This is a genomic window from Aeromonas sp. 600527, from assembly GCF_049175415.1.
Classification (GTDB): Bacteria; Pseudomonadota; Gammaproteobacteria; order Enterobacterales; family Aeromonadaceae; genus Aeromonas; species Aeromonas veronii_A.
Genome location: NZ_JAAKVA010000005.1, coordinates 225,477 through 245,237, shown reverse-complemented (window position 1 = coordinate 245,237; position 19,761 = coordinate 225,477). Strand labels below are relative to the sequence as shown.

The window sequence follows — 19,761 nt, the reverse complement described above, 5'->3', positions numbered from 1 at the left end:
GAACTCAGAAGTGAAACGCGGTAGCGCCGATGGTAGTGTGGCATTCGCCATGCGAGAGTAGGACACTGCCAGGCACCTAATTAAGCAGCGATGTGAAGAATCACGACGCTGGCTGCGAGGATGACACCTCATAGAAGCGGCACATGATTTAGCGAAAGCTAACCGAATGCGGAGCGGTAGTTCAGTCGGTTAGAATACCGGCCTGTCACGCCGGGGGTCGCGGGTTCGAGTCCCGTCCGCTCCGCCACTAATTTGAAGGCCTTCCCGATTGGGAAGGCCTTTTTGCTATGGGCGGTTTGCTCATAAGAGCCACAGATTTGCACACCAGAGCCAGCACAAGCCCAGTCTGACGACCGGGCTTTGGTGTTTTTAGCCTGCTGGTGAGCTGCCGACATCCCACTGCGATGACACTACCTCCCCTGTTGACGTTCTTGTTACTGTTTCCACTTCTTTATCGCGGCACATCCATCTTGGCCATAGAGCTTGAGGATTAAATCAGGCCATCTTGCAACGGTACGTCATCGCTTCCACTTGTTTGTCTAATTCCTTTATTTGTTTATGGATTTACTCCATTAAAACAGTTTCTTATCAAGAGTGAGCTGTTCTGCGGCAGGAATATTACATGATTCAAATGATAATGATTATTGTTTGAATGATCATGACAGGGTCGTTACAATGCGGGCTGATTAATAAGGTGCTTTTCAAATGAGCCTTTTCTAATGCGCGCCTGGCCGGATGCCGAGCGTTGTAATGAGTGAAGTAAGGGAATACGTCACCTTCCTACAAAAAATGTTCAGGCTAAAACATGATAACAGTGAAACCAAACAAGCTTGCCTTGCTGATCTGCTCCCTTCTTGCGACTCAAGCCTATGCTGCCGAGCAGGAGGTGATGGTCGTCACCGCCTCTGGCTTTCAGCAGAAGATCGAAGATTCTGCAGCCTCCATCTCTGTGATTACCCGCGAGCAGCTGGAGAAGCGGGCATATCGGGATGTAACCGATGCCTTGAAGGATGTGCCAGGTGTGGTAGTGACTGGCGGTGGCAGCAGCAGCGATATCAGTATTCGCGGTATGGGCTCGAAATACACCCTTATGCTGGTTGATGGTAAAAAGGTGGATAGCCGTGGTACCCGGCCCAATAGCGATGGACCCGGTATCGAGCAAGGCTGGTTGCCACCGCTACAGGCGATCGAGCGGATTGAGGTCGTCCGTGGGCCCATGTCATCCCGTTATGGCTCAGATGCCATGGGTGGGGTGATCAACGTGATTACCCGCAAGACCACCGGTCTGGCCTGGCAGGGCTCGGTTCATGCTGATTCGACTTTCCAGGAAAACAAGGATGCCGGCAACAGCTTCCAGACTGATGCCTATACCGCAGGCTCACTGATCGATGGTGTGTTGGGGCTGCGCTTCAATGGACAGCTCGCTCATCGTGGTGAAGACAAATTTACCCAGGGCTTTGCCGAGCAGGAGACTCGCAGTGGCACGGCCGTGCTCAGTTTCAAGCCTGATGACCATAACCGCTTCGATCTGGAAGTCAGTCGCAGCCTGCAGGATCGGGATCGTACTGCCGGCAATTCGCTGGATGCCAAGGCGAAAGATAGCCTCAACCGCTACGAGCGCACCAACTACGCGCTAACCCATGACGGTCAATATGAGTTCGGCTCTTCCAGCAGCTATCTGCAGCAGGAGACCAACACCAACCCAGGCCGCAGGATGGAGCTCACCAACACCATCGCCGATACTCACACCCAGTTCATTTTGGGGGATCACTACCTGAGTGTCGGTGGTCAGTATCGCTATGAGGATCTACACGATCAGGGCAATACCCTGAAAGTGGCCAATCCTGCCGAGCAGCTGACCCGCTGGAGCTGGGCGATGTTTGTCGAGGATGAGTGGTCACTTACTGACAGCTTTGCCCTGACCGGTGGCGCCCGCATGGATCGGGATCAGAACTACGGCACTCACTGGAGCCCGCGCCTCTATGGCGTCTGGCATCTGGATCAGAGCTGGACCCTGAAAGGGGGCGTCTCGACCGGTTATCGCTCCCCTGACTTGCGGATGTCGGCGGCCAACTGGGGTCAGGTCACCGGTGGTGGCAGCCTGGATGGCATGCTGGTTGGCAACCCGGATCTCAAACCCGAGACCAGCGTGAGTGAAGAGATCGGTCTGCTGTGGAACGGTCATCAGGGCTTCAATGCCGGGATTACCCTGTTCAACACCGACTTCAAGAACAAGATCTCAGAAGTGCGCCGCTGTACTGACAAGAAGCAGCCTGCCTGTACGCTCAATGGTCACAGCTATGATTTCATCAGCGATCGGGTCAACGTCGACAAGGCGAACATGCGTGGGGTCGAGGGGATGATGGATTGGGCCATCAATGAGGATTGGTCGGTCAGCTCTAGCTACACATTCACTCAATCCGAGCAGAAGAGCGGCCCGCTGGCAGGCCATGCCCTCAACCAGATGCCCCGCCATATGTTCAACGGCAGTGTCGATTGGCAGACCACCGAGGATCTCAACCTCTGGTCACGGGTCAACTTCCGTGGCGAGACCTCCGAATACCTGAGCCGTGTGAAGATGGCGGATGGGACTCCTTCCTACACCTTCTTTGACATGGGGCTGGTATACAAGGCCAACAAGCATCTGGATCTGACCGCCGGGGTCTATAACCTGTTCGACAAGACGGTGGATTACAGCAGTTATGGCACAGTGCTGGATGGTCGCCGCTACAACCTGGGTGTGACCTACAACTTCTGATAGGCATAATATTACACGGCCGCCATCATCCGATGGCGGCCGTTTTTATTGCGCTTCCGTCAGGGGGCTATGCCTGATAGGGGGCGGCTTGCCAGGTATTGCGCCCCAGTCCCTTGGCCTGATACATGAGGGCGTCAGCCTGCCGTAGTAGCTGCTCGGCATCGACCTCTCTCTTTGCCGCAACCCAGACTGCCCCGGTGCTGATGGAGAGGGTCACCTCGCCGCTGCTGGTGTGCAGGGTTTGCCGGTTGCTCTCCAGGCAAATGCGCTCGGCCCACTCTTCTGTCTCTGCCAATGTGGCCAGCGGCAGCAGCAGGCAAAACTCCTCGCCCCCGATGCGGGCCAGCAGAGCCTCTTCGGGCAACAGATTCGTCACAGTAGTGGCCAGCTTTTCCAGCAACAGATCTCCGATGCCATGACCAAAGCGGTCATTGGTTTCCTTGAAGTGATCCACATCGAATAGCAGCAGGGCACTGGCCATGCCGCTTGCCAGCCGTTGCTCCATGGCGGGCATGAATGCCCGTCGATTAAGTAGCCCAGTCAGAGGATCGGTACTGGCCAGTTTCTCCAGTCTTGCGTTTGCACGGCTCAGCTCGGCGGTACGGCTCGCGACTGCGCGCCTCAGCTGTATTATGTAAGCTGCCAGAATCCCCCCTCCTGCCAGCAACAGCCAGGGACCAAGGTGGATGGGGTAGACGGTTTCGACATGCATCCATTTGCGGATGATCCGCTCCCGATCGCTCTGTTTGATTTTGGCGAATCCCTCTTCCAGCTGGCTTAACAGGGCAAGGTCCCCCTTTTTCACTGCAAAGCGGATTTGGTCGGTGTAGAGGTGGCGAACCGGAATAAAGCGGGTGGGATCGTCGGAGGTATAGATGTAGAAGTTAGCGACCTGCAGATCGGCGATAAAGGCCTTTATGTCGCCCCGAAAGGCCGCCGCCAGCAGGGTATCATTGTCATCAAAGGTCTGCAGTCTGGTTCCGGGAAAGTAGCGTCTGGCGTAATACTCTTCGTAGCCACCGGCTACCACACCGACTGTTTCATGGAGCAGGTAGTAATGGACATCGGTGCCGCGCAATTCGCTCGAGAAGAAGAGCTGTGAGTCGAGCTGGGCGAGAGGCAGGCCATAGTCGAACTGCTTGTCCCGCTCCGGTGACCAGAGCAGCCCGGCGTGAACGTCGGTTTTTCCCTTCTGGAGCAAGTCGAGAGAGCCCTGCCAGTCGACCAGCCGGAACTCGATCTTCTGGCCGGTGACCCTGGCATATTCACGCCACAAATCGATCAGCAAACCATCCGGCTGACCCGACTCATTGATATAGGAGAAGGGCTGCCAGGCTTTGGAGTTGGTAATGATGATCGGCTCTTCCTGTGCGTTGGCACAGGCTGGAGGGGCAAGTGCGAGCAGCAGGAGCCCCCATCCGATACTGATCAAGACTCCTGTCCTGGAATAAGCCATCCTTGCTCCACTCCGTTGCCAAATACCGTGCGTGGTCATCAATTATCTCCGCCTTCATCATAGAAGAACAGGGGTCAGGATGATGAAGTTTGCACACAGAGAGGCCAGGCGCAGCAGGGCAAACAAATAGAGTAATGACTTACAAAGGCAGGCTTATTCGTGCCTCCAGCCCACCTTGTGGCCGATTGAGCAGGGTCAGTTCGCCGCCGTGCTGATGGACCAGGGTACGGGCAATGGAGAGCCCGAGCCCCACGCTGCCGGACTCGGTGTTGCGGGCTTCGTCTAGCCGTACGAAGGGTTTGAACACATCTTCCAGCCGCGCAGGATCGATTCCCGGCCCGTTGTCACAGACCCGGATCAACAGCTCTTCCTTGCAGCGCTCCAGCGACACTTCGGCGCTGCCGGCATATTTGATGGCGTTGCCGATCAGGTTCTGCAATACCCGGCGCAAGGTGTTGGCTCTGCATGCGTAAACCTCTTTGCCCTCCGCCAGACAGGTGACCGGCTGACCCGTGTCGGCATAGTCATCGCAGAGGCTGACCAGCAGACTGACCAGATCAAGTTCGCGGGTGGCCTCCTGCAGCCCCTCCTCGCGGGCAAAGCTGAGGGTTGCCGCCAGCATTTGTTCCATCTGTTGCAGGGTCTGCTGGATGCGGAGCTTGTCCTCGCCATCGGCCAGAAATTCGGTACGCAGCCGCAGGCTGGTGATGGGGGTGCGCAGGTCGTGTGAGATAGCCGCCAGCATCCGGGTTCTGTCCTGCACGAAGCGGTCGAGCCGGGTGTGCATCCGGTTGAAGGCCTGGATCGACTCGCGTATCTCAATCGGCCCCACCTCCTGAAGTGGCTCTATATCCTCGCCCCGGCCCAGTCGCTCGGCATTGCCTGCCAACTGTTTGAGCGGTCGGGTGGCGCGGCGGAACAGCAACACCATCAGCCCGATAACCAGACTGGCAACCAGCATCAGGTTGAGGGTGGTTTGCCACGACCAGCTGCCCACCTCCTTGTCGACCAGTGAGCTGAACTGTAGCCAGCCACCCTGCGGCAGTTCGATGGAACCATAGAGTCGCATGTCGCGTGAAGGTGGTGGTGGCCCCTTGCGATCCCGCATCATTCTTGCGTGATGTTCCCACGCCTTGCTGCGTTGGGCATCTTCTTTCAGCTCGGCGCTGATCTCGATGGTAAGGCCTTGCGGGTAGCCGAGCCGTGAGCGTACCAGCTGTTCGAAACGGGGGCTGCGGTTGTCCGGTTGCAACGGTTCGTCGGAGAGGCGCAGTAGCAGGGTTTCGCTGCGGCTCGCCTTGAGGATCTCGTCATAGAGGGAGGGAGGGGAGAGGGAGAGCAGCCTGACCACCGAGATGATCCGCTGCATGGCGTTGCGGCTGTTGACGAAACCGAGCGCCTCCTCCCGATCAGAACGGTAGATCTGGATGCTGAGCAGCTGGATCAGGATCAGCCCCGCCAGCGCCACCAGAATGATCTGGCCTGTCAGCCCTTTGGGCCACATTTGTGCCCACAGTCGTTTCAAAAAGGCCACCGCTTATGCCTGCGTCACGTCGGCGGAGAACATATAGCCGCCGCCCCAGATGGTCTTGATCAGCTCCGGATTCTTGGGATCTCGTTCCAGCTTGCGGCGCAGGCGGCTCACCAGGGTATCGATGGCGCGATCGAAGGCCACCGCCTCGCGGCCACGGGCCAGGTCCAGCAGTTGATCCCGGCTCAATACCCGCTGCGGGCGTTCGAGAAACACCTTGAGCAGATCAAACTCGGCGGTGGAGAGGCTGAGTCCCACCCCATCCTCATCCACCAGCTCCCGGCGATTGACGTCGAGTAGCCAGCGATCGAAGCGCAGATCCCGGGTCAGGGTTTCGGCGGCAGGCTGGGTTTCGGCCTGGGTGCGGCGCATCACCGCCTTGATCCGCGCCAGTAACTCGCGCGGATTGAAAGGCTTGGCCAGATAGTCGTCGGCTCCCATCTCCAGTCCTATGATGCGATCGGTCTCTTCCCCCATGGCGGTGAGCATGATGATGGGCAGGTTCGATTTGACTCTCAGCTCGCGGCAGAGAGTCAGGCCATCTTCACCCGGCATCATCAGATCCAGCACCAGCAGGTCGAACTCCCGCTCCTCCAGCAGTCGCTTCATCTCCTTGCCATCCCGGGCGCAGCTGACCCGCAGGCCGTGCTGTTCCAGAAAGCGCTTCAAGAGATCGCGGATCTCGCTGTGGTCGTCGACCACCAGAATGTGGGTGTTGCCCTGGTTCATGGATACCTCCCCTGCTTGGCGTTGGCCCGAGTATACGAAAATCCGGCCGATGGTTTGTGTCAAAGTGTGCCAGATCCGCACGATGCCACACTCTGCTACAAAAAAGGGCGATGCTGGCAAAGTTCAGACACCGATAGGGTGTTTACTTGAGGGCAAGGCAAGAGCGCCGAACCAGAATCATCCCTACAGGAGATAGACCATGAAAAAGCTGACCAAAACCCTGCTGACTGCCACCCTGATCCTTGGCCTGCCGCTGGGCGCCTATGCAGCCAGTGAAGCTGCCCCCACCGGCCAGCCCGGAGCCATGGTGGACTGCCCGATGGACGGTAGTGGCATGATGGGTGGCAAGCACCATGGTGGTCGCCATGACAAGATGGCCCGCATGCAGAACATGACCCCGGAACAGATCCAGGCCAACCTGCAGCAACGTTATGATCGCATAGAGGATCCTGCCAAGAAGGCGGAGTTCATCAAGAACCTCAACGAGCGTGCCGCCGGCATGACCAAGCACGCCGAAGCGATGAAGCAGTTCGCCGAAGCGAACCAGTAACGCTGCTGCAGTAGCAGACCACATGACAAACCCAAAGGGTGGCCAGGGCCACCCTTTTTGCTCTTGTTGTGTTGAGCGACAGAGCTTGTCTGAATGCAGACAATTGCCAATAAAAGAGGGGGAGCCTGATGCTCCCCCTCTTGCCATCTGTACCGGTGCGGGGTTTCGCCCTACCCACCGGACGAGTGAACTTAGCCCTGAGCCTTGTCGGTCAGGGCTACTTTCTTGACGGTTTCCCCTTCGAACTTGATGACCACGTTCTTCTTGGTAGCATCGGTATCTTTCAGCAGGGTCTTGGTGGTCTCGGCCAGCATGGGAGACGCCTTGTTCAGGGCATCCAGGTCATAGGTCCACACTTCCAGACCGGCTTCGGTCTTGGTAGAGGCCGGCGCACCCAGCTTATCCTTGACCGCCTGCTTGTTGGAACCACCTTCCTTGATATCCAGTGCCTTCTTGATGGCTTCGTTGGATGCGCTATCCATGGCTCCGGATACGGCGGTGCTGGCCGCATCCTTGACGCTGCTGGTGACGCTGTCGGTCAGCGAGTCCATCAGGCCGGCATTGGCAAACAGGGGCAGGGTGGTGAGGGCAACCAGCAAACTCTTTTTCATTTTCTACAGCTTCCATGGGTTCAATGAGGCGGCTATGAAATCAGCAAAGATATTGGGCGTCAAGTGAGGCATGCAATTAACATTTCTGTTAACTGTCTCTCATTTTTCGCCAGCCATAAACAGTTTTGGTATCTCCCGCACCAACCAGCTTTTGGCCTTACCCATGGTGTCTCGCCGCCAGGCCAGCACTACTTGCAACTGATGGCGGTATTCGGGGCTGATCACCTTGAGCCGCCCGGCCCTGATATCTTCGTCAATCCAGCTCTTCGGCATGGTGCCGACCCCGATCCCCGCCAGCAGGGCATCCCGTTTCTCTGCCATGGAACTGACGGTGAGGCGTGGTTGTTTGTCCAGCAGGCGATAGGTGAGCACAGGTTTGCGCAGGGCGGTATCAGCGACCGCAATGGCGCGGTAGCGACGCAGGGTCTCATCTGCCAGCGGTTCCGGCTCCTGGTGGAGGGGATGATCAGGGTGGGCGACATAGAGCATCACCTCCTCTTTCAGCACCTGATGCTTGATGCCGGTCATCATGATGTCCGGGTTGATGGTGGAGATCAGCAGATCGGCACGGCCATCTTCCAGACACTCCCAGCTCCCTGCCAGCACCTCGGCCCGTAGCCGCAGGCGGGTATCGGTCTGTTCGGCCAGTCGCTCAACCAGAGGGAAAAGTGTTTGCAACGGAGTCAGCGCATCAACGGCGACAGTGATGTCGGTCTCCCAGCCACGGGCCAGCGCCCGGGTTTCGCCCACCAGATGTTCGGCTGCTTCCAGCAGCACCCTGCCTCGCTCCAGCAGCATGCGTCCGGCCGGGGTGAACTTGGTGCGGTGCCCGCTGCGGTCAAACAGCATGGCATCCAGTTCGTCCTCCAACTTCTGCACTGTATAGCTGAGCGCTGATGGCACCTTGCCCAGCTCGTCGGCGGCCGCCGCGAAGCTGCCGCGGCGGTCGATGGCGTCCAGTACCCGGATGGCTTCCAGGGTCAGCGCCCGCTCCTTGTTCGATTCCTTGGCCATTATCACCTTCAATTTTTTTGAATATGTTTGCCAGATTATCTCGCTAACAAGTTAGGTCAAGCACGTTTAATATTCAATTATCGCTTGGGCAGGAACGCCGAGCGGCCAAATATGCGGGAAGTTCCGCACTGTGACACACCAATTCGGTCTGTCTGATGTCGGTGAAAGAACAACACACTATTTGAATAACCTCTTGCATGGATGCATTGATTCTGGCCGAAACGGCCTTGGCAATGACATAAAACCAAGAGAGTGAATGAACATGAAAAACGTAATCAAGATGTTGGCCGCTGCAGGCCTGATGACCGCTGGTTTCGCGCAGGCTGCCGTACCGGCAGACTTCAACGCCACTCCGGGCGTGCTGTTTGTGAAGTGGAACGCCACTGCTGCGATGTATGGCAAAAGCAATCCGATGCTGGAAGTGCGTGACGAGTTTGGCGATCTGCTGGCATCAGTCCACGCCAACCTGACCGGTACCCAGCAGGTGCATATCCCGAGCCGTACCCAGGGCAACCTGACTGTCAGCCTGGCTGACCAGAGCAGCGAATACCGTATTCCGTTCGGTATCGGTAGCGGCAAACAGCGTTAATCAACCGTCCCGGTAGATGAGGAGCAGACCATGATGCAATTGAGAGCCGCAGAAGCGCGGGGCAAGGCCAACTTTGGCTGGCTGGACGCGCGCCACAGTTTCTCCTTCGGTCACTACTATGACCCGGAGTGGATGGGGCACTCGGTACTGCGGGTGATCAATCAGGATCTGGTTGCGCCGGGTGGCGGATTCGCCACCCACCCTCACGCCAACATGGAGATCCTCACCTGCGTGCTGCAAGGCACCATAGAGCACAAGGACAGCCTCGGCCATGCCGAGCAGATCCCGGCAGGGGATTTCCAGCTGATGAGCGCAGGCAGCGGGATCCGCCACAGCGAGTACAACCCCTCGCAGACGGATCCTCTCTCCCTGTTGCAGATCTGGATCGAGCCGAACGAGTTTGGCACGCCACCCGGATATCAGCAGAAGAAGATAGAGTCCAGACCGGGCATGACGCTGGTGGCGTCACCGGATGGCGAGGATGGATCGCTGCGGATCCGCCAACAGGCCCGCGTATGGCGGCTGGAACTGGCCCCGGGCGAGACGCTCGAATGGGCTCTGGCTGGCCGACACGGTTACCTGCAGATGATTTCAGGGGAGCTGACCGCCAACGGTCTGGCTGCCCGACCCGGCGACGGGGTGCTCAGTCGTGATGAATACCGGTGGGAGCTGGTTGCGACCAGTGCCACCCAAGCCCTGTTATTTGACCTACCCTGAAGCAGTCAGCGGTGATGTGACACAAACGAGGAAGATGAAATGGACAAGATGAAAGATGTAGCGCTGCTGGCGGGTCGTGTACTGCTGGCGCTGATGTTCGTAATGGCGGGCTGGAGCAAGATCGGCGGCTACGCCGGTACTCAGGGCTATATGGAAGCGATGGGCGTACCGGGCTTTATGTTGCCGCTGGTGATCCTGCTTGAGCTGGGTGGTGGCCTTGCCGTCGTGCTGGGTCTCTTTACCCGCAGCCTCTCCGTGCTGCTGGCCGGTTTCACCCTGATGGCTGCCTTTATTTTCCACTATCAGCCTGCTGAACAGATGCAGATGCTGATGTTTATGAAGAACGTCTCAGTGGCCGGAGGTTTCCTGGCGCTGGCGGCGGCCGGAGCAGGGGCTTTCAGTCTGGATGCCCGTCTCGGCAAAAACTGGTAACAGCCAGTCAGTTTGAGTTTTCCAAGCCTTTTGGCCGGTGCAACTGCACCGGCTTTTTTCTGTCTGCGAGATAGTACTGCACAAATCTGCGGCGCCCCTCATGGTTCAGCGGTTTACCCGCCTGCTGGCCACAAGAGCCTTTTGCATCTTCCCCCCCGATCCCTGACAATTCCCTCTCTTGTGAAGTGACGGAAATGGCTCGCCTTTTCCCTCGCCCCCTCTCATCCACAGGCGGGAATTGCTCATGTTTACCCTCTACCACTCCAATCAGCTGGATCTGCTCAAAGAGCTGCTGGTGAGCCGCATCCGGCAGGCCCCTCTCTCTCACCCCTTAGATCGGGAGCAGATCCTGGTGCAGAGTCCGGGCATGGCCCAGTGGCTCAAGCTGGAGCTGGCCAAAGCGTTCGGCATCGCAGCCAATATCGACTTTCCGCTGCCCGCCAGCTTTATCTGGGAGATGTTCACCCGGGTGCTGGCGGATGTACCGCGCCAGAGCCCCTACAACAAGGGCTCAATGAGCTGGCAGCTGATGACCATTCTGCCCGCCTTGCTGGATCGCCCCGCCTTTGCCCCGCTCGCCGCCTATCTGGGCGGGGGAGATGAGGAGGAGCCTGCCAAGGAGCCCGAGCAGGTGCGGTTGTGGCAGCTCTGCCAGAAGGTAGCGGATCTCTTTGACCAATATCTGGTCTACCGGCCGGACTGGATCGCCCGTTGGGAAGAGGGGGAAGGATTGAGTCAGGAGCTGGCCGGGGTGAGCGGTCAGGATTGGCAGCCGGAGCTGTGGCGCGAGCTGGTGGCACGCACGTTGGCGCTCTCTCCGAGTGGCTACCACCGCGCCAACCTCTACGAGGAGTTTATCCACGAGCTGGAGCGCACCGCCGATCTGCCGGGCAAGCTGCCGCAACGGGTCTTTGTGTTCGGCATCTCGGCGCTGCCGCCGCGCTATGTGGAGGCGCTGCTGGCCCTCGGCAGCCGACCGGAGGTGGAGGTGCACCTGTTCGTCACCAACCCCTGTCGCTACTACTGGGGGGATCTGCTGGACAGAAAAACCCTGGCGCGCCTCGAAAACAAGCTTAAACCCGGCACCGACATCGAGACACTGCAGGGCCCCGCCAACCCGCTGCTCGCCTCCATGGGCAAGCTGGGGCGCGACTACCTGCATCAGCTGATGGAGCTGGAGGTGCCGCAAATCGAGGCCTTCGTCGATATCGACGAGGTGGATAGCAAAGGCAATGTTAGCCTGCTGCGCGCCATCCAGAAGGATGTGCTGGAGCTGGCAGAACGGGGCGCCGGTCAGTTCGATCTCGACAGCAGCCATCACAAGAGCCCCATCGATCCGGCGGATGGATCCTTGCAGATCCACGCCTGCCACGGCCCGATGCGGGAGTTGGAAGTGCTGCACGACCGGCTGCTGGCGCTGTTCGAGCAGGACCCGACTCTCACCCCGAAAGATGTGGTGGTGATGATGCCGGATGTGAACAGCTACGGCCCCTACATTCAGGCGGTGTTTGGCGCGCGGGGTCAGATCCCGTTTGCGGTCTCGGATCGGGCGGCGAGTCAGGAGAGCCCGCTGCTGCAAAGCTTCCTCGCCCTGCTCAGGCTGCCCAATGCCCGCTTCGGGGCAGGGGAGCTGCTCGCCATTCTCGAGGTGCCCGCCGTGCTGCGCCGTTTCGAGCTGGATGACGACGAGTTCAACCAGCTGCGGGTCTGGGTGCAGGAGACCGGCATCCGCTGGGGGCTGGACGACGGCTACCCCGTCCGTTTCGATCTGCCGCCCATGTCCGGCAACAGCTGGCTGTTCGGCCTGCGCCGCATGCTGCTCGGCTTTGCCATGGGGGATGGCGAGCCGGTGGCGGGCATTCTTCCTTACGCCGATATCGAGGGGCAGCAGGGGTTGGCGCTCGGCAAGCTCGCCTGGTTCGTCGACTCGCTGGCCGAATTCCTGCCCCGGCTGCAACAGGCGCAGCCGCTGGCGGAGTGGAACGCCTGCCTGCTGGCGCTGCTGGAGCGCTTCTATCTGGCCGACGAGGATGAAGAGCGTCAGCTCCAGCTGATTCGCAGCCAGCTGGTCGAGTGGCAGACCCGGCTCGGCGAGGCCCGTTTCGAGCAGCCCATTACCGCCGACTTGTTGCAGGATTACCTCGGCAGCGTGCTGGGGGAGTCCCGCTCCAGCCAGCGCTTCCTCGCCGGTCAGGTCAACTTCTGCACCCTGATGCCGATGCGCTCCATCCCCTTCAAGCAGGTCTGCCTGCTCGGCATGAATGACGGCGTCTACCCGCGCACCCTGGCTCCCATGGGGTTCGATCTGATGGCGGTGGCGTCGCGGCGGGGGGATCGCTCCCGCCGTGATGATGACCGCTATCTCTTCCTCGAGGCACTGCTCAGTGCCCAGCAGGGGCTCTATATCAGCTATCAGGGCTTCAGCGCGCAGGACAACAGCGACAAGGTGCCCTCGGTGCTACTGGCGGAGCTGATCGACTATGTGCGGCAGGGCTTTGTGCTGGCGGGGGATGAGGATCTCGACGACGAAACCTCCGGCAAGCGGCTGCTCAACCACCTGATGGTGGCGCATCCGCTCACCCCCTACAGCCGCAACTACTTCTACCCGGAGGCGGGTTCACGCCTCTTTACCTATGCCGCCGACTGGTTGCCCGCCCTCAATCCGGTGCGCGGCGCGGCCAACTTCCAGAGCGGCGAGCTGCCTTTGCCCCCCGAATGGGGCAAGGAGCAGGGGCTGGAGCTGGCGGAGCTGCTGCGCTTCTATCGCCAGCCCACCAAATATTTCCTCAACCGTCGCCTCAAGGTGTGGTTTGAGCTGAACGAAGCCAACATCGAGGACAGCGAGCCGTTCGAGCTGGATGGCCTGCAACATTATCAGCTGAAAGATCTGCTGCTCGATGCCCATCTGGCGGAAGGTGAAAGTACCGAGCGTCGCGAGCGGTTGCAGCTCACCGGCCTGCTGCCGCAAGGGTGGTTCGGCAGCCTGCTGCTGGACGATCTGGATGCCGAGATGGGCAAGCTGGCGGATCGGCTGCGGCCATGGGTTGCGGCCAATGAGTCAGAAAAACAGGCGGTGGAGATCGATATCTCCCTCACTCAGGGCCAGCTGCAAGGGTGGATCGACACCCAGAAGGGGCGCTTGCTGGTGGTCAAACCCGGCAGCTTCAACGGCAAGGATCTGCTGCTGGGCTGGATCCAGCACCTCTGCCTCTCATTGAGTGGCGCCCCCGGCGACACCCTGCTGTTCGATGCCAAACAGAGTCTGCGACTGCCCAAGCTCTCTGCCGACGAGGCGCGGCCCAAGCTGGCGGCGCTGGTGGCGTGCTGGGCGCAGGGGATGAAGCGGCCGCTGCCCTTCTTCCCCAACACTGCCTGGGATTGGCTCAAGGCGATCGAGAAGGATCCGGACAAACCGGAGGCGGCCGACAAGGCGGCTCTCACCCGTTTCAACGGCGGCTGGATGATCAAGGGGGAAGGGGAAGACCCTTATGTTGCCCGCTGCTTCCCCGAACTCGATGACGAGGTGCTGGGGCAGTTGCAGGCGCTGGCCCGCGAACACCTGACCCCGCTGCTCAAGACCCTGGAGGAGCTGAAATAATGGCTAACCCGCTCAATACATTGCGTTTTCCCCTCCATGGTGAACGACTGATCGAAGCCTCCGCCGGTACCGGCAAGACCTACACCATCGCCGGTCTCTACCTGCGCCTGCTGCTGGGCCACGGCCCGCTCATCGAAGAGGGCGCCGATGTGGGTCAGCCGAGCGCCCACGAGCGGCCGCTCTCGGTGACTGAAATTCTGGTGGTGACCTTTACCGAAGCGGCCACCGCCGAGCTGCGGGGGCGGATCCGTGGTCGCATTCACGAGGCGCGGCTCGCCTTTATGCGCGGTCACAGCAGTGACACCCTGCTGGCCCAACTGCTGGACGAGGTGAAGGATCACGAATTGGCGGCCCGTCGCCTGCTGGCCGCCGAGCGGCAGATGGACGAGGCGGCGGTCTTTACCATCCACGGCTTCTGCCAGCGGATGCTCAAGCAGAACGCCTTCGAGTCGGGCGCCCTCTTTGAAACCGAATTTCTCACCGACGACAGCCAGCTCAGGCTGCAGGCGGTGAGCGACTACTGGCGTGCCGAGTTCTATCCGGTGGATAAAGCCCTCGCCAGCGCGGTGCGCGCGCTCTGGCCGAGCCCCGCCGCCCTGCTGCGGGAGATGGGCAGCTGGCTCGACAATAGCGAGCTGGAGATCCACCCCGCGCTGGGGGATGAGACCCTTGCCGCCCGCCATCAGGCGGCCATGAGCCGCATCGCGGCAGTGAAAAACGAATGGCTGGCGCAGACGGACGAGATCCGCCGCCAGACCGACGGCCAGATCAGCCGCTACACCGGCAAGAACTACGAAGGGTGGCTTGCCAAGATAGCCGACTGGGCACAGGACGAAAGCAGTGGCTACGCCATCCCGAAGGAGCTGGAGCGCTTCGGCCAGACGGTGCTGGATGAGAACCTCAAGAAGGGGGGCGCAGTGCCGACCCTGCCGCTGTTCAGCCAGATCGACCAGCTGCTGGCGAGCCGCCCCGGTATTCGGGATCTCATCCTGCAACGGGCGGCCAAAGTAGTGCGCAGCCGGATGCAGGCGAGCAAGCGCCAAGCCCATCAGCTCTCGTTCGATGACCTGCTCAAAGATCTCGACGGGGCGCTCGGCTCCAGCCTTGGCGAGCGGCTGTGCGAGCGCATTCGCGCCACCTACCGGGTGGCGATGATCGATGAATTTCAGGATACCGATCCCCAGCAGTACCGCATCTTCCATCGGCTTTACGGTGGCCACACCGACACGGCGCTATTGATGATCGGTGACCCCAAGCAGGCCATCTACGGCTTTCGCGGCGCCGACATCTTTACCTACATTCAGGCGCGGCGAAATGTGAGCGCCCACTACACCCTCGGGCGCAACTGGCGCTCCAGCAGTGTGCTGGTGGGGGCGGTCAACGGCCTGTTCGAGCGGGCCAAGGATCCCTTTATCTACGAAGCGGATATCCCCTTCCTGCCGGTGGAGGCGCAGGGCAAGAGCAAGGCGCTGCTGCTCGATGGTGCCACCGCCCCCGTGCTCCACTGCTGGCAGCTGACCGGTCAGCCCACCTTCAACCGGGGGGATTACCAGAGCAAGATGGCCCGCGCCACCGCCGCCGAGATCCACCGCCTGCTGACCCTGGCTCGCGAGGGCAAGGCATTGATCGGTGACAAGGCGGTGAAGGCCGGGGATATCGCCGTGCTGGTGCGCACCGGCGCCGAGGGCAAGCTGGTGCAGCAGGAATTGGCGCGGCTCGCCATCGCCTCCGTCTATCTGTCGAACCGCGAGAGCGTGCTGGAGCAGACGGAGGCGCGGGAGATCCTGCTGATTTTGCACGCCTGCCAGAACCCGAGCGAAGAGCGCAGCCTGCGGGCGGCGCTCGCCACCGGGCTGTTTGATCTCGACGCCAAGGCGCTCGATGGGCTGGCCAGCGACGAGCGAGCGTGGGAGAGCGCGGTGCAGGAGTTTATGGAGTACCGCAAGATCTGGCACCGCCGCGGCGTGCTGGCGATGCTGCGGGCCCTGCTGCACCGGCGCAATCTCGCCTCCTCCCTGCTGGCGAGCCCCTATGGCGAGCGGCGGCTGACCAACTTCCTCCATCTTGGCGAGCTGCTGCAACAGGTGAGCAGCGAGCTGGACGGGGAGTACGCCCTGCTGCGCTGGCTGGGGGAGGCGGTGAGCCGCCCCAACGGCCAGGATGCGGAGCAGGTACTGCGCCTCGAATCCGAGCGCAAGCTGGTGCAGATCGTCACCATCCACAAATCCAAGGGGCTGGAGTACCCGCTGGTATTCCTGCCCTTTATCTGCAGCCACAGAACCGCCGAGACCCCGCTCTATCACGAGGCGGACGAGGCGGGCAATCGCACCATTCTCGATCTGACCGGCGCAGACTCGTCGCTCGCCGAAGCGGACAGGGAGCGCCTTGCCGAAGATCTGCGGCTGCTCTATGTGGCGCTGACCCGGGGTGTCTACGCCACCTGGCTGGGGTTGGCGCCGGTGCGGGCGGGGGCGGGCAAGTCGGAGAAGACCGACCTGCACCACACTGCCATCGGCTACCTGCTGCAAAAGGGCGAAGAGGGGGATGCGCAGACGCTGGCGACCGCGCTGACCGAGCTGGCACAGGCGCTGCCCGGGGTGGCCGTCGGTGAGCCCTCGCTCACCCGTCCGGCCCCGCTGCCGCCAGAGGAGGAGCAGTTGGGCGAGCCTCAGGTGCGCCACTTTAGCGGCTCCCTTGAGCGGGACTGGTGGATCAGCTCCTACTCCGGGCTGGCGGCGCAGGGCCACGGTCACAGCAAGGGTGTCTTGGCCAACCCCGGCTTCGATGACGAGGTGGTAACCGAGGCGGCCGCGCTGGCTGCCGAGCAACCGGAGGAGGCACCCCAGCCCTCCATCTTCACCTTCCCGAAAGGGGCGCGCCCCGGCACCCTGCTGCACAGCCTGTTCGAGACCATCGACTTTCAGAGCGCTGCGGGCGAGCCGCTGGCAGAGCATATCGCCGCCCTACTGGCGCAGGATGGCTTCGACGAGAGCTGGGCCCCCGTGTTGCAACAGCAGGTGGAGGCGGTGCTGGATACCCCGCTGGAAACAGGCTTTGGCGAGCCGGTGCGGCTGCGGGATCTGGCCCCCGAGCGCAAACAAGTGGAGCTGGAGTTCTTCCTGCCCATGGGGCGGGTGACGGCACCGGCGCTGACCGCCCTCTGCCAGCAGCACGACCCGCTGTCGCGGGGCAACAAGCCGCTCAGCTTTGCCACCGTGCAGGGGATGCTCAAGGGCTTTATCGATCTGGTGTTCGAGTGGCAGGGGCGCTGGTATCTGCTCGACTACAAATCGAACCACCTCGGCATGAGCCCCGCCGATTACAGCCGTCCGGCGCTGGAGCGGGCGATGGCCGAGCATCGCTACGACCTGCAATACCAGCTCTACTCGCTGGCGCTGCACCGGCTGCTCACCCTGCGCCTGCCGGGCTACGACTTCGAGCAGCACTTTGGCGGCGTTTTCTATCTTTTCCTGCGCGGCATGCCGCAGGGGGGCATTTTCCATACCCGCCCGAGTCGTGAACTGGTGCTGGGGCTGGATGAGTTGTTTAGAAATGGTGATCGCTCAGGCGGTGTTTCATCAACAGAATTAAACGAGGTAGAGGCATGAGCGGCACCATGATCAGCACCGCAGCCAGCGCAATGATGGTTGAACGGTTGAAAACACTGGCGCTGGCTGGCCGCATCCGCCAGCTGGATCTGCAATTCGCCCGGCTGGTGGCAGACCTGGGCGGCAGCCCCGAGCTGGTGCTGGGGGCGGCGCTCACTTGCTTCGAGCTGGGGCGCGGCCATGTCTGCCTGCCGCTGGAGATGCTCATCGCTGGATCACTGCGCCCGTTCGGGCTGGATCCCCAGCAGAGCCGGGATCTGCTGGGGGATCTGGCGGATCCTGCCCGCTGGCCCGCCCTGTTTGCGGCTAGTCCCTTGGTTGGAGCCGAGCAGGATGAGGGGCTCGCCCCGCGCTGGCCGCTGCGGCTGTGGCACGGGCGGCTCTACCTCACCCGTTACCACGATCATGAGCAGGGGGTGGCCCGCCATCTGCGCGCTTTGAGTGAACGTGCCGAATGGCCGGAGATTGCTCCCGCCCTGTCGCGGCTGTTTGCCCGCGACTATGGGTTGGTGTTTGCGGCGCTGCTCAAGGCCCGCCTCGTCCCCGACTTCTCGGCCCGCCACTTTATCGAGAAGTATCTGGATCTGGTGTTCCCCAATGAAGTGGATTGGCCCGCCATCGAAGGGTTGCTGGCCAGCGCCCAGGCGGCGAGCGATTTGAGCAAGCTGGATGTGCTGGTGCCCGAGGCGCTCTGCTGCAATGGCCAGAAGCTGGCGGCGGCCACCGCGGCGGCGCGCCCCTTTGCGGTGATCTCCGGCGGCCCCGGCACCGGCAAGACCACCACGGTCGCCAAACTGCTCGCCATTCTGGTGGAGACCGGCCTGCAAGCGGGCAAGGCCCCGGCGATCCGGCTGGTGGCCCCCACCGGCAAGGCGGCGGCGCGCCTCACCGAGAGTATCGGCTCTGCCCTGCAGGCCCTCGATCTGCCCCCCGAGTGGGTCGAGGCGATCCCTACCGAGGCGGGCACTCTGCACCGGCTGCTCGGGGTCATTCCGGGGCGCAGCCAGTTCCGCCACCACGCGGGCAACCCGCTGCACCTCGACCTGCTGGTGGTGGATGAGGCCTCCATGGTCGACCTACCGATGATGGCGCGCCTGCTCGATGCGCTGCCGAGCCACGCCCGCCTGATCCTGCTCGGTGACAAGGATCAGCTCGCCTCGGTGGAGGCGGGGGCCGTGCTCGGCGATATCTGCAGCTTTATCGAGCAGGGCATCAGCCCGGCGCAGGCGGACTGGCTCTCTCGCCAGACCGGCTACCGCTTGCAGGGTACGCCCGCGGGGGCGCCGGTGCGCGACAGCCTCTGTTTGCTGGCCAAAAGCTGGCGCTTTGATCAGCATTCGGGAATCGGCCAGCTGGCGCGCGCCTGCAACAGCGGCGATGCCACGGCTGTGGAGGCGGTCTGGGGTATGGGCTTTGCCGATATCAGCCTGCACCCCTGGGCGGGGGAGGCCTACGACGCCCTGATTGCCCAGGGGGTGGCCGGTTACGGCAGCTATCTGAAGGCGGCCCGCGCGGGGGAAGCGCCCGCCGCCGTGTTCAAGGCATTCAACAGCTTCCAGATCCTCTGCGCCCTGCGTGACGGCCCGTTCGGGGTGCTGGGGCTAAACGAGCGGCTCGAACTGGCCCTGTCACGGGCTGGCCTGATTGCCCGCGATGGCGACTGGTATGCCGGTCGCCCGGTGATGGTAGTGCGCAACGACCACGGGGTCGGCCTCTACAACGGCGATATGGGGCTCTGCCTGCCCGATGAGAGCGGGCGACTCAAGGTCTGGTTCGAGCAGCCGGACGGCACCCTGCGGGCGCTTTTGCCAAGCCGGCTGCCGCCCCACGAGACCGTCTACGCCATGACCATCCACAAATCCCAGGGTTCGGAGTTTGCCCATACCGTGCTGGTGCTGCCCGACAGCCCCAGCCCGCTGCTGACCCGCGAGCTGGTCTATACCGGTATCACCCGCGCCAAGGCCCGCCTCGATCTCTATGGCGATCGCGCCCTGCTGGCACAGGCGGTACGGAAAAAGACCGAGCGTTATTCCGGATTGGCGGAGAGGTTGGGGGAGTGATTGATGGCGGCGGTGAGAGGTTTTACTACCCGATAATGCCTTGCTAATGATTGCTCGCTTTTCATTAAAGGGTATATACACACGCCAGTCAGCCATAGGAATGACGGA

13 protein-coding genes and 1 tRNA gene are annotated in these 19,761 nt (G+C 61.3%); 9 read left to right on the top strand and 5 right to left on the bottom strand.

The features are described 5' to 3' along the window. Window positions 1-170 precede the first annotated feature (170 nt). Window positions 171-247 (top strand) — tRNA-Asp (locus G5154_RS09505). 558 nt (window positions 248-805) lie between these two features. Then, window positions 806-2,758 carry a ligand-gated channel protein gene (locus G5154_RS09500; protein WP_216979697.1) on the top strand — a complete coding sequence of 651 codons (1,953 nt, stop codon included), beginning with the start codon at window positions 806-808 and terminating at the stop codon, window positions 2,756-2,758. Between the two features lie 67 nt (window positions 2,759-2,825). On the opposite strand, the gene G5154_RS09495 is transcribed toward G5154_RS09500, so the two are convergent. From G5154_RS09495 to G5154_RS09485, 3 genes are all read right to left on the bottom strand, one after another. Continuing rightward, window positions 2,826-4,214 carry a transporter substrate-binding domain-containing diguanylate cyclase gene (locus G5154_RS09495; protein WP_041234046.1) on the bottom strand — a complete coding sequence of 463 codons (1,389 nt, stop codon included), beginning with the start codon at window positions 4,212-4,214 and terminating at the stop codon, window positions 2,826-2,828. A gap of 139 nt (window positions 4,215-4,353) precedes the next feature. Beyond that, window positions 4,354-5,718 carry an ATP-binding protein gene (locus G5154_RS09490; RefSeq protein ID WP_005342707.1) on the bottom strand — a complete coding sequence of 455 codons (1,365 nt, stop codon included), beginning with the start codon at window positions 5,716-5,718 and terminating at the stop codon, window positions 4,354-4,356. A 33-nt stretch (window positions 5,719-5,751) separates the two neighbouring features. Then, on the bottom strand, window positions 5,752-6,474 hold the full coding sequence (locus tag G5154_RS09485) for a response regulator (protein WP_005342708.1): 723 nt from the start codon (window positions 6,472-6,474) through the stop codon (window positions 5,752-5,754). 199 nt (window positions 6,475-6,673) lie between these two features. On the opposite strand from G5154_RS09485, the gene G5154_RS09480 reads away from it, so the two are divergent. Next, window positions 6,674-7,024, top strand: coding sequence for a hypothetical protein (locus tag G5154_RS09480; RefSeq protein ID WP_005342709.1), 351 nt, complete (start codon window positions 6,674-6,676; stop codon window positions 7,022-7,024). A 191-nt stretch (window positions 7,025-7,215) separates the two neighbouring features. Here G5154_RS09480 and G5154_RS09475 read toward each other — a convergent pair whose 3' ends face one another. Next, window positions 7,216-7,635 (bottom strand): hypothetical protein, encoded by a 420-nt coding sequence (locus G5154_RS09475; RefSeq protein WP_421245223.1) that lies wholly within the window; start codon window positions 7,633-7,635, stop codon window positions 7,216-7,218. 99 nt (window positions 7,636-7,734) lie between these two features. Continuing rightward, window positions 7,735-8,649 carry a LysR family transcriptional regulator gene (locus tag G5154_RS09470; RefSeq protein WP_005342714.1) on the bottom strand — a complete coding sequence of 305 codons (915 nt, stop codon included), beginning with the start codon at window positions 8,647-8,649 and terminating at the stop codon, window positions 7,735-7,737. Between the two features lie 256 nt (window positions 8,650-8,905). On the opposite strand from G5154_RS09470, the gene G5154_RS09465 reads away from it, so the two are divergent. The 6 genes from G5154_RS09465 to recD all read left to right on the top strand — a co-directional run bounded on the left by G5154_RS09465 (window position 8,906) and on the right by recD (window position 19,653). After that, window positions 8,906-9,238, top strand: a complete 333-nt coding sequence (locus G5154_RS09465) for a hypothetical protein (protein ID WP_421250878.1) — start codon at window positions 8,906-8,908, stop codon at window positions 9,236-9,238. Between the two features lie 30 nt (window positions 9,239-9,268). Next, window positions 9,269-9,955, top strand: a complete 687-nt coding sequence (locus G5154_RS09460; RefSeq protein ID WP_058053590.1) for a pirin family protein — start codon at window positions 9,269-9,271, stop codon at window positions 9,953-9,955. A gap of 39 nt (window positions 9,956-9,994) precedes the next feature. Next, the gene (locus G5154_RS09455) at window positions 9,995-10,387 is read left to right on the top strand and encodes a DoxX family protein (RefSeq protein ID WP_005342720.1); all 393 of its coding nucleotides are present in this window, start codon (window positions 9,995-9,997) and stop codon (window positions 10,385-10,387) included. Between the two features lie 244 nt (window positions 10,388-10,631). After that, window positions 10,632-13,985: an exodeoxyribonuclease V subunit gamma gene (gene recC, locus G5154_RS09450; protein WP_421250877.1), complete on the top strand. Its 3,354-nt coding sequence runs from the start codon at window positions 10,632-10,634 to the stop codon at window positions 13,983-13,985. Further along, window positions 13,985-17,593, top strand: a complete 3,609-nt coding sequence (gene recB / locus G5154_RS09445) for an exodeoxyribonuclease V subunit beta (RefSeq protein ID WP_421250876.1) — start codon at window positions 13,985-13,987, stop codon at window positions 17,591-17,593. The genes recC and recB overlap by 1 nt, the downstream gene beginning before the upstream one ends. Then, on the top strand, window positions 17,590-19,653 hold the full coding sequence (recD, locus tag G5154_RS09440) for an exodeoxyribonuclease V subunit alpha (RefSeq protein WP_421250875.1): 2,064 nt from the start codon (window positions 17,590-17,592) through the stop codon (window positions 19,651-19,653). Before recB ends, recD begins: the two co-directional genes overlap by 4 nt. Window positions 19,654-19,761: the final 108 nt, after the last annotated feature.

What these genes read in the sequence shown, in the direction of transcription:
- G5154_RS09500 (WP_216979697.1), top strand. Translation starts at nt 806, where the DNA reads ATGATAACAGTGAAACCAAACAAGCTTGCCTTGCTGATCTGCTCCCTT.
- G5154_RS09495 (WP_041234046.1), bottom strand. Translation starts at nt 4,214, where the DNA reads ATGGCTTATTCCAGGACAGGAGTCTTGATCAGTATCGGATGGGGGCTC.
- G5154_RS09490 (WP_005342707.1), bottom strand. Translation starts at nt 5,718, where the DNA reads ATGTGGCCCAAAGGGCTGACAGGCCAGATCATTCTGGTGGCGCTGGCG.
- G5154_RS09485 (WP_005342708.1), bottom strand. Translation starts at nt 6,474, where the DNA reads ATGAACCAGGGCAACACCCACATTCTGGTGGTCGACGACCACAGCGAG.
- G5154_RS09480 (WP_005342709.1), top strand. Translation starts at nt 6,674, where the DNA reads ATGAAAAAGCTGACCAAAACCCTGCTGACTGCCACCCTGATCCTTGGC.
- G5154_RS09475 (WP_421245223.1), bottom strand. Translation starts at nt 7,635, where the DNA reads ATGAAAAAGAGTTTGCTGGTTGCCCTCACCACCCTGCCCCTGTTTGCC.
- G5154_RS09470 (WP_005342714.1), bottom strand. Translation starts at nt 8,649, where the DNA reads ATGGCCAAGGAATCGAACAAGGAGCGGGCGCTGACCCTGGAAGCCATC.
- G5154_RS09465 (WP_421250878.1), top strand. Translation starts at nt 8,906, where the DNA reads ATGAACATGAAAAACGTAATCAAGATGTTGGCCGCTGCAGGCCTGATG.
- G5154_RS09460 (WP_058053590.1), top strand. Translation starts at nt 9,269, where the DNA reads ATGATGCAATTGAGAGCCGCAGAAGCGCGGGGCAAGGCCAACTTTGGC.
- G5154_RS09455 (WP_005342720.1), top strand. Translation starts at nt 9,995, where the DNA reads ATGGACAAGATGAAAGATGTAGCGCTGCTGGCGGGTCGTGTACTGCTG.
- recC (WP_421250877.1), top strand. Translation starts at nt 10,632, where the DNA reads ATGTTTACCCTCTACCACTCCAATCAGCTGGATCTGCTCAAAGAGCTG.
- recB (WP_421250876.1), top strand. Translation starts at nt 13,985, where the DNA reads ATGGCTAACCCGCTCAATACATTGCGTTTTCCCCTCCATGGTGAACGA.
- recD (WP_421250875.1), top strand. Translation starts at nt 17,590, where the DNA reads ATGAGCGGCACCATGATCAGCACCGCAGCCAGCGCAATGATGGTTGAA.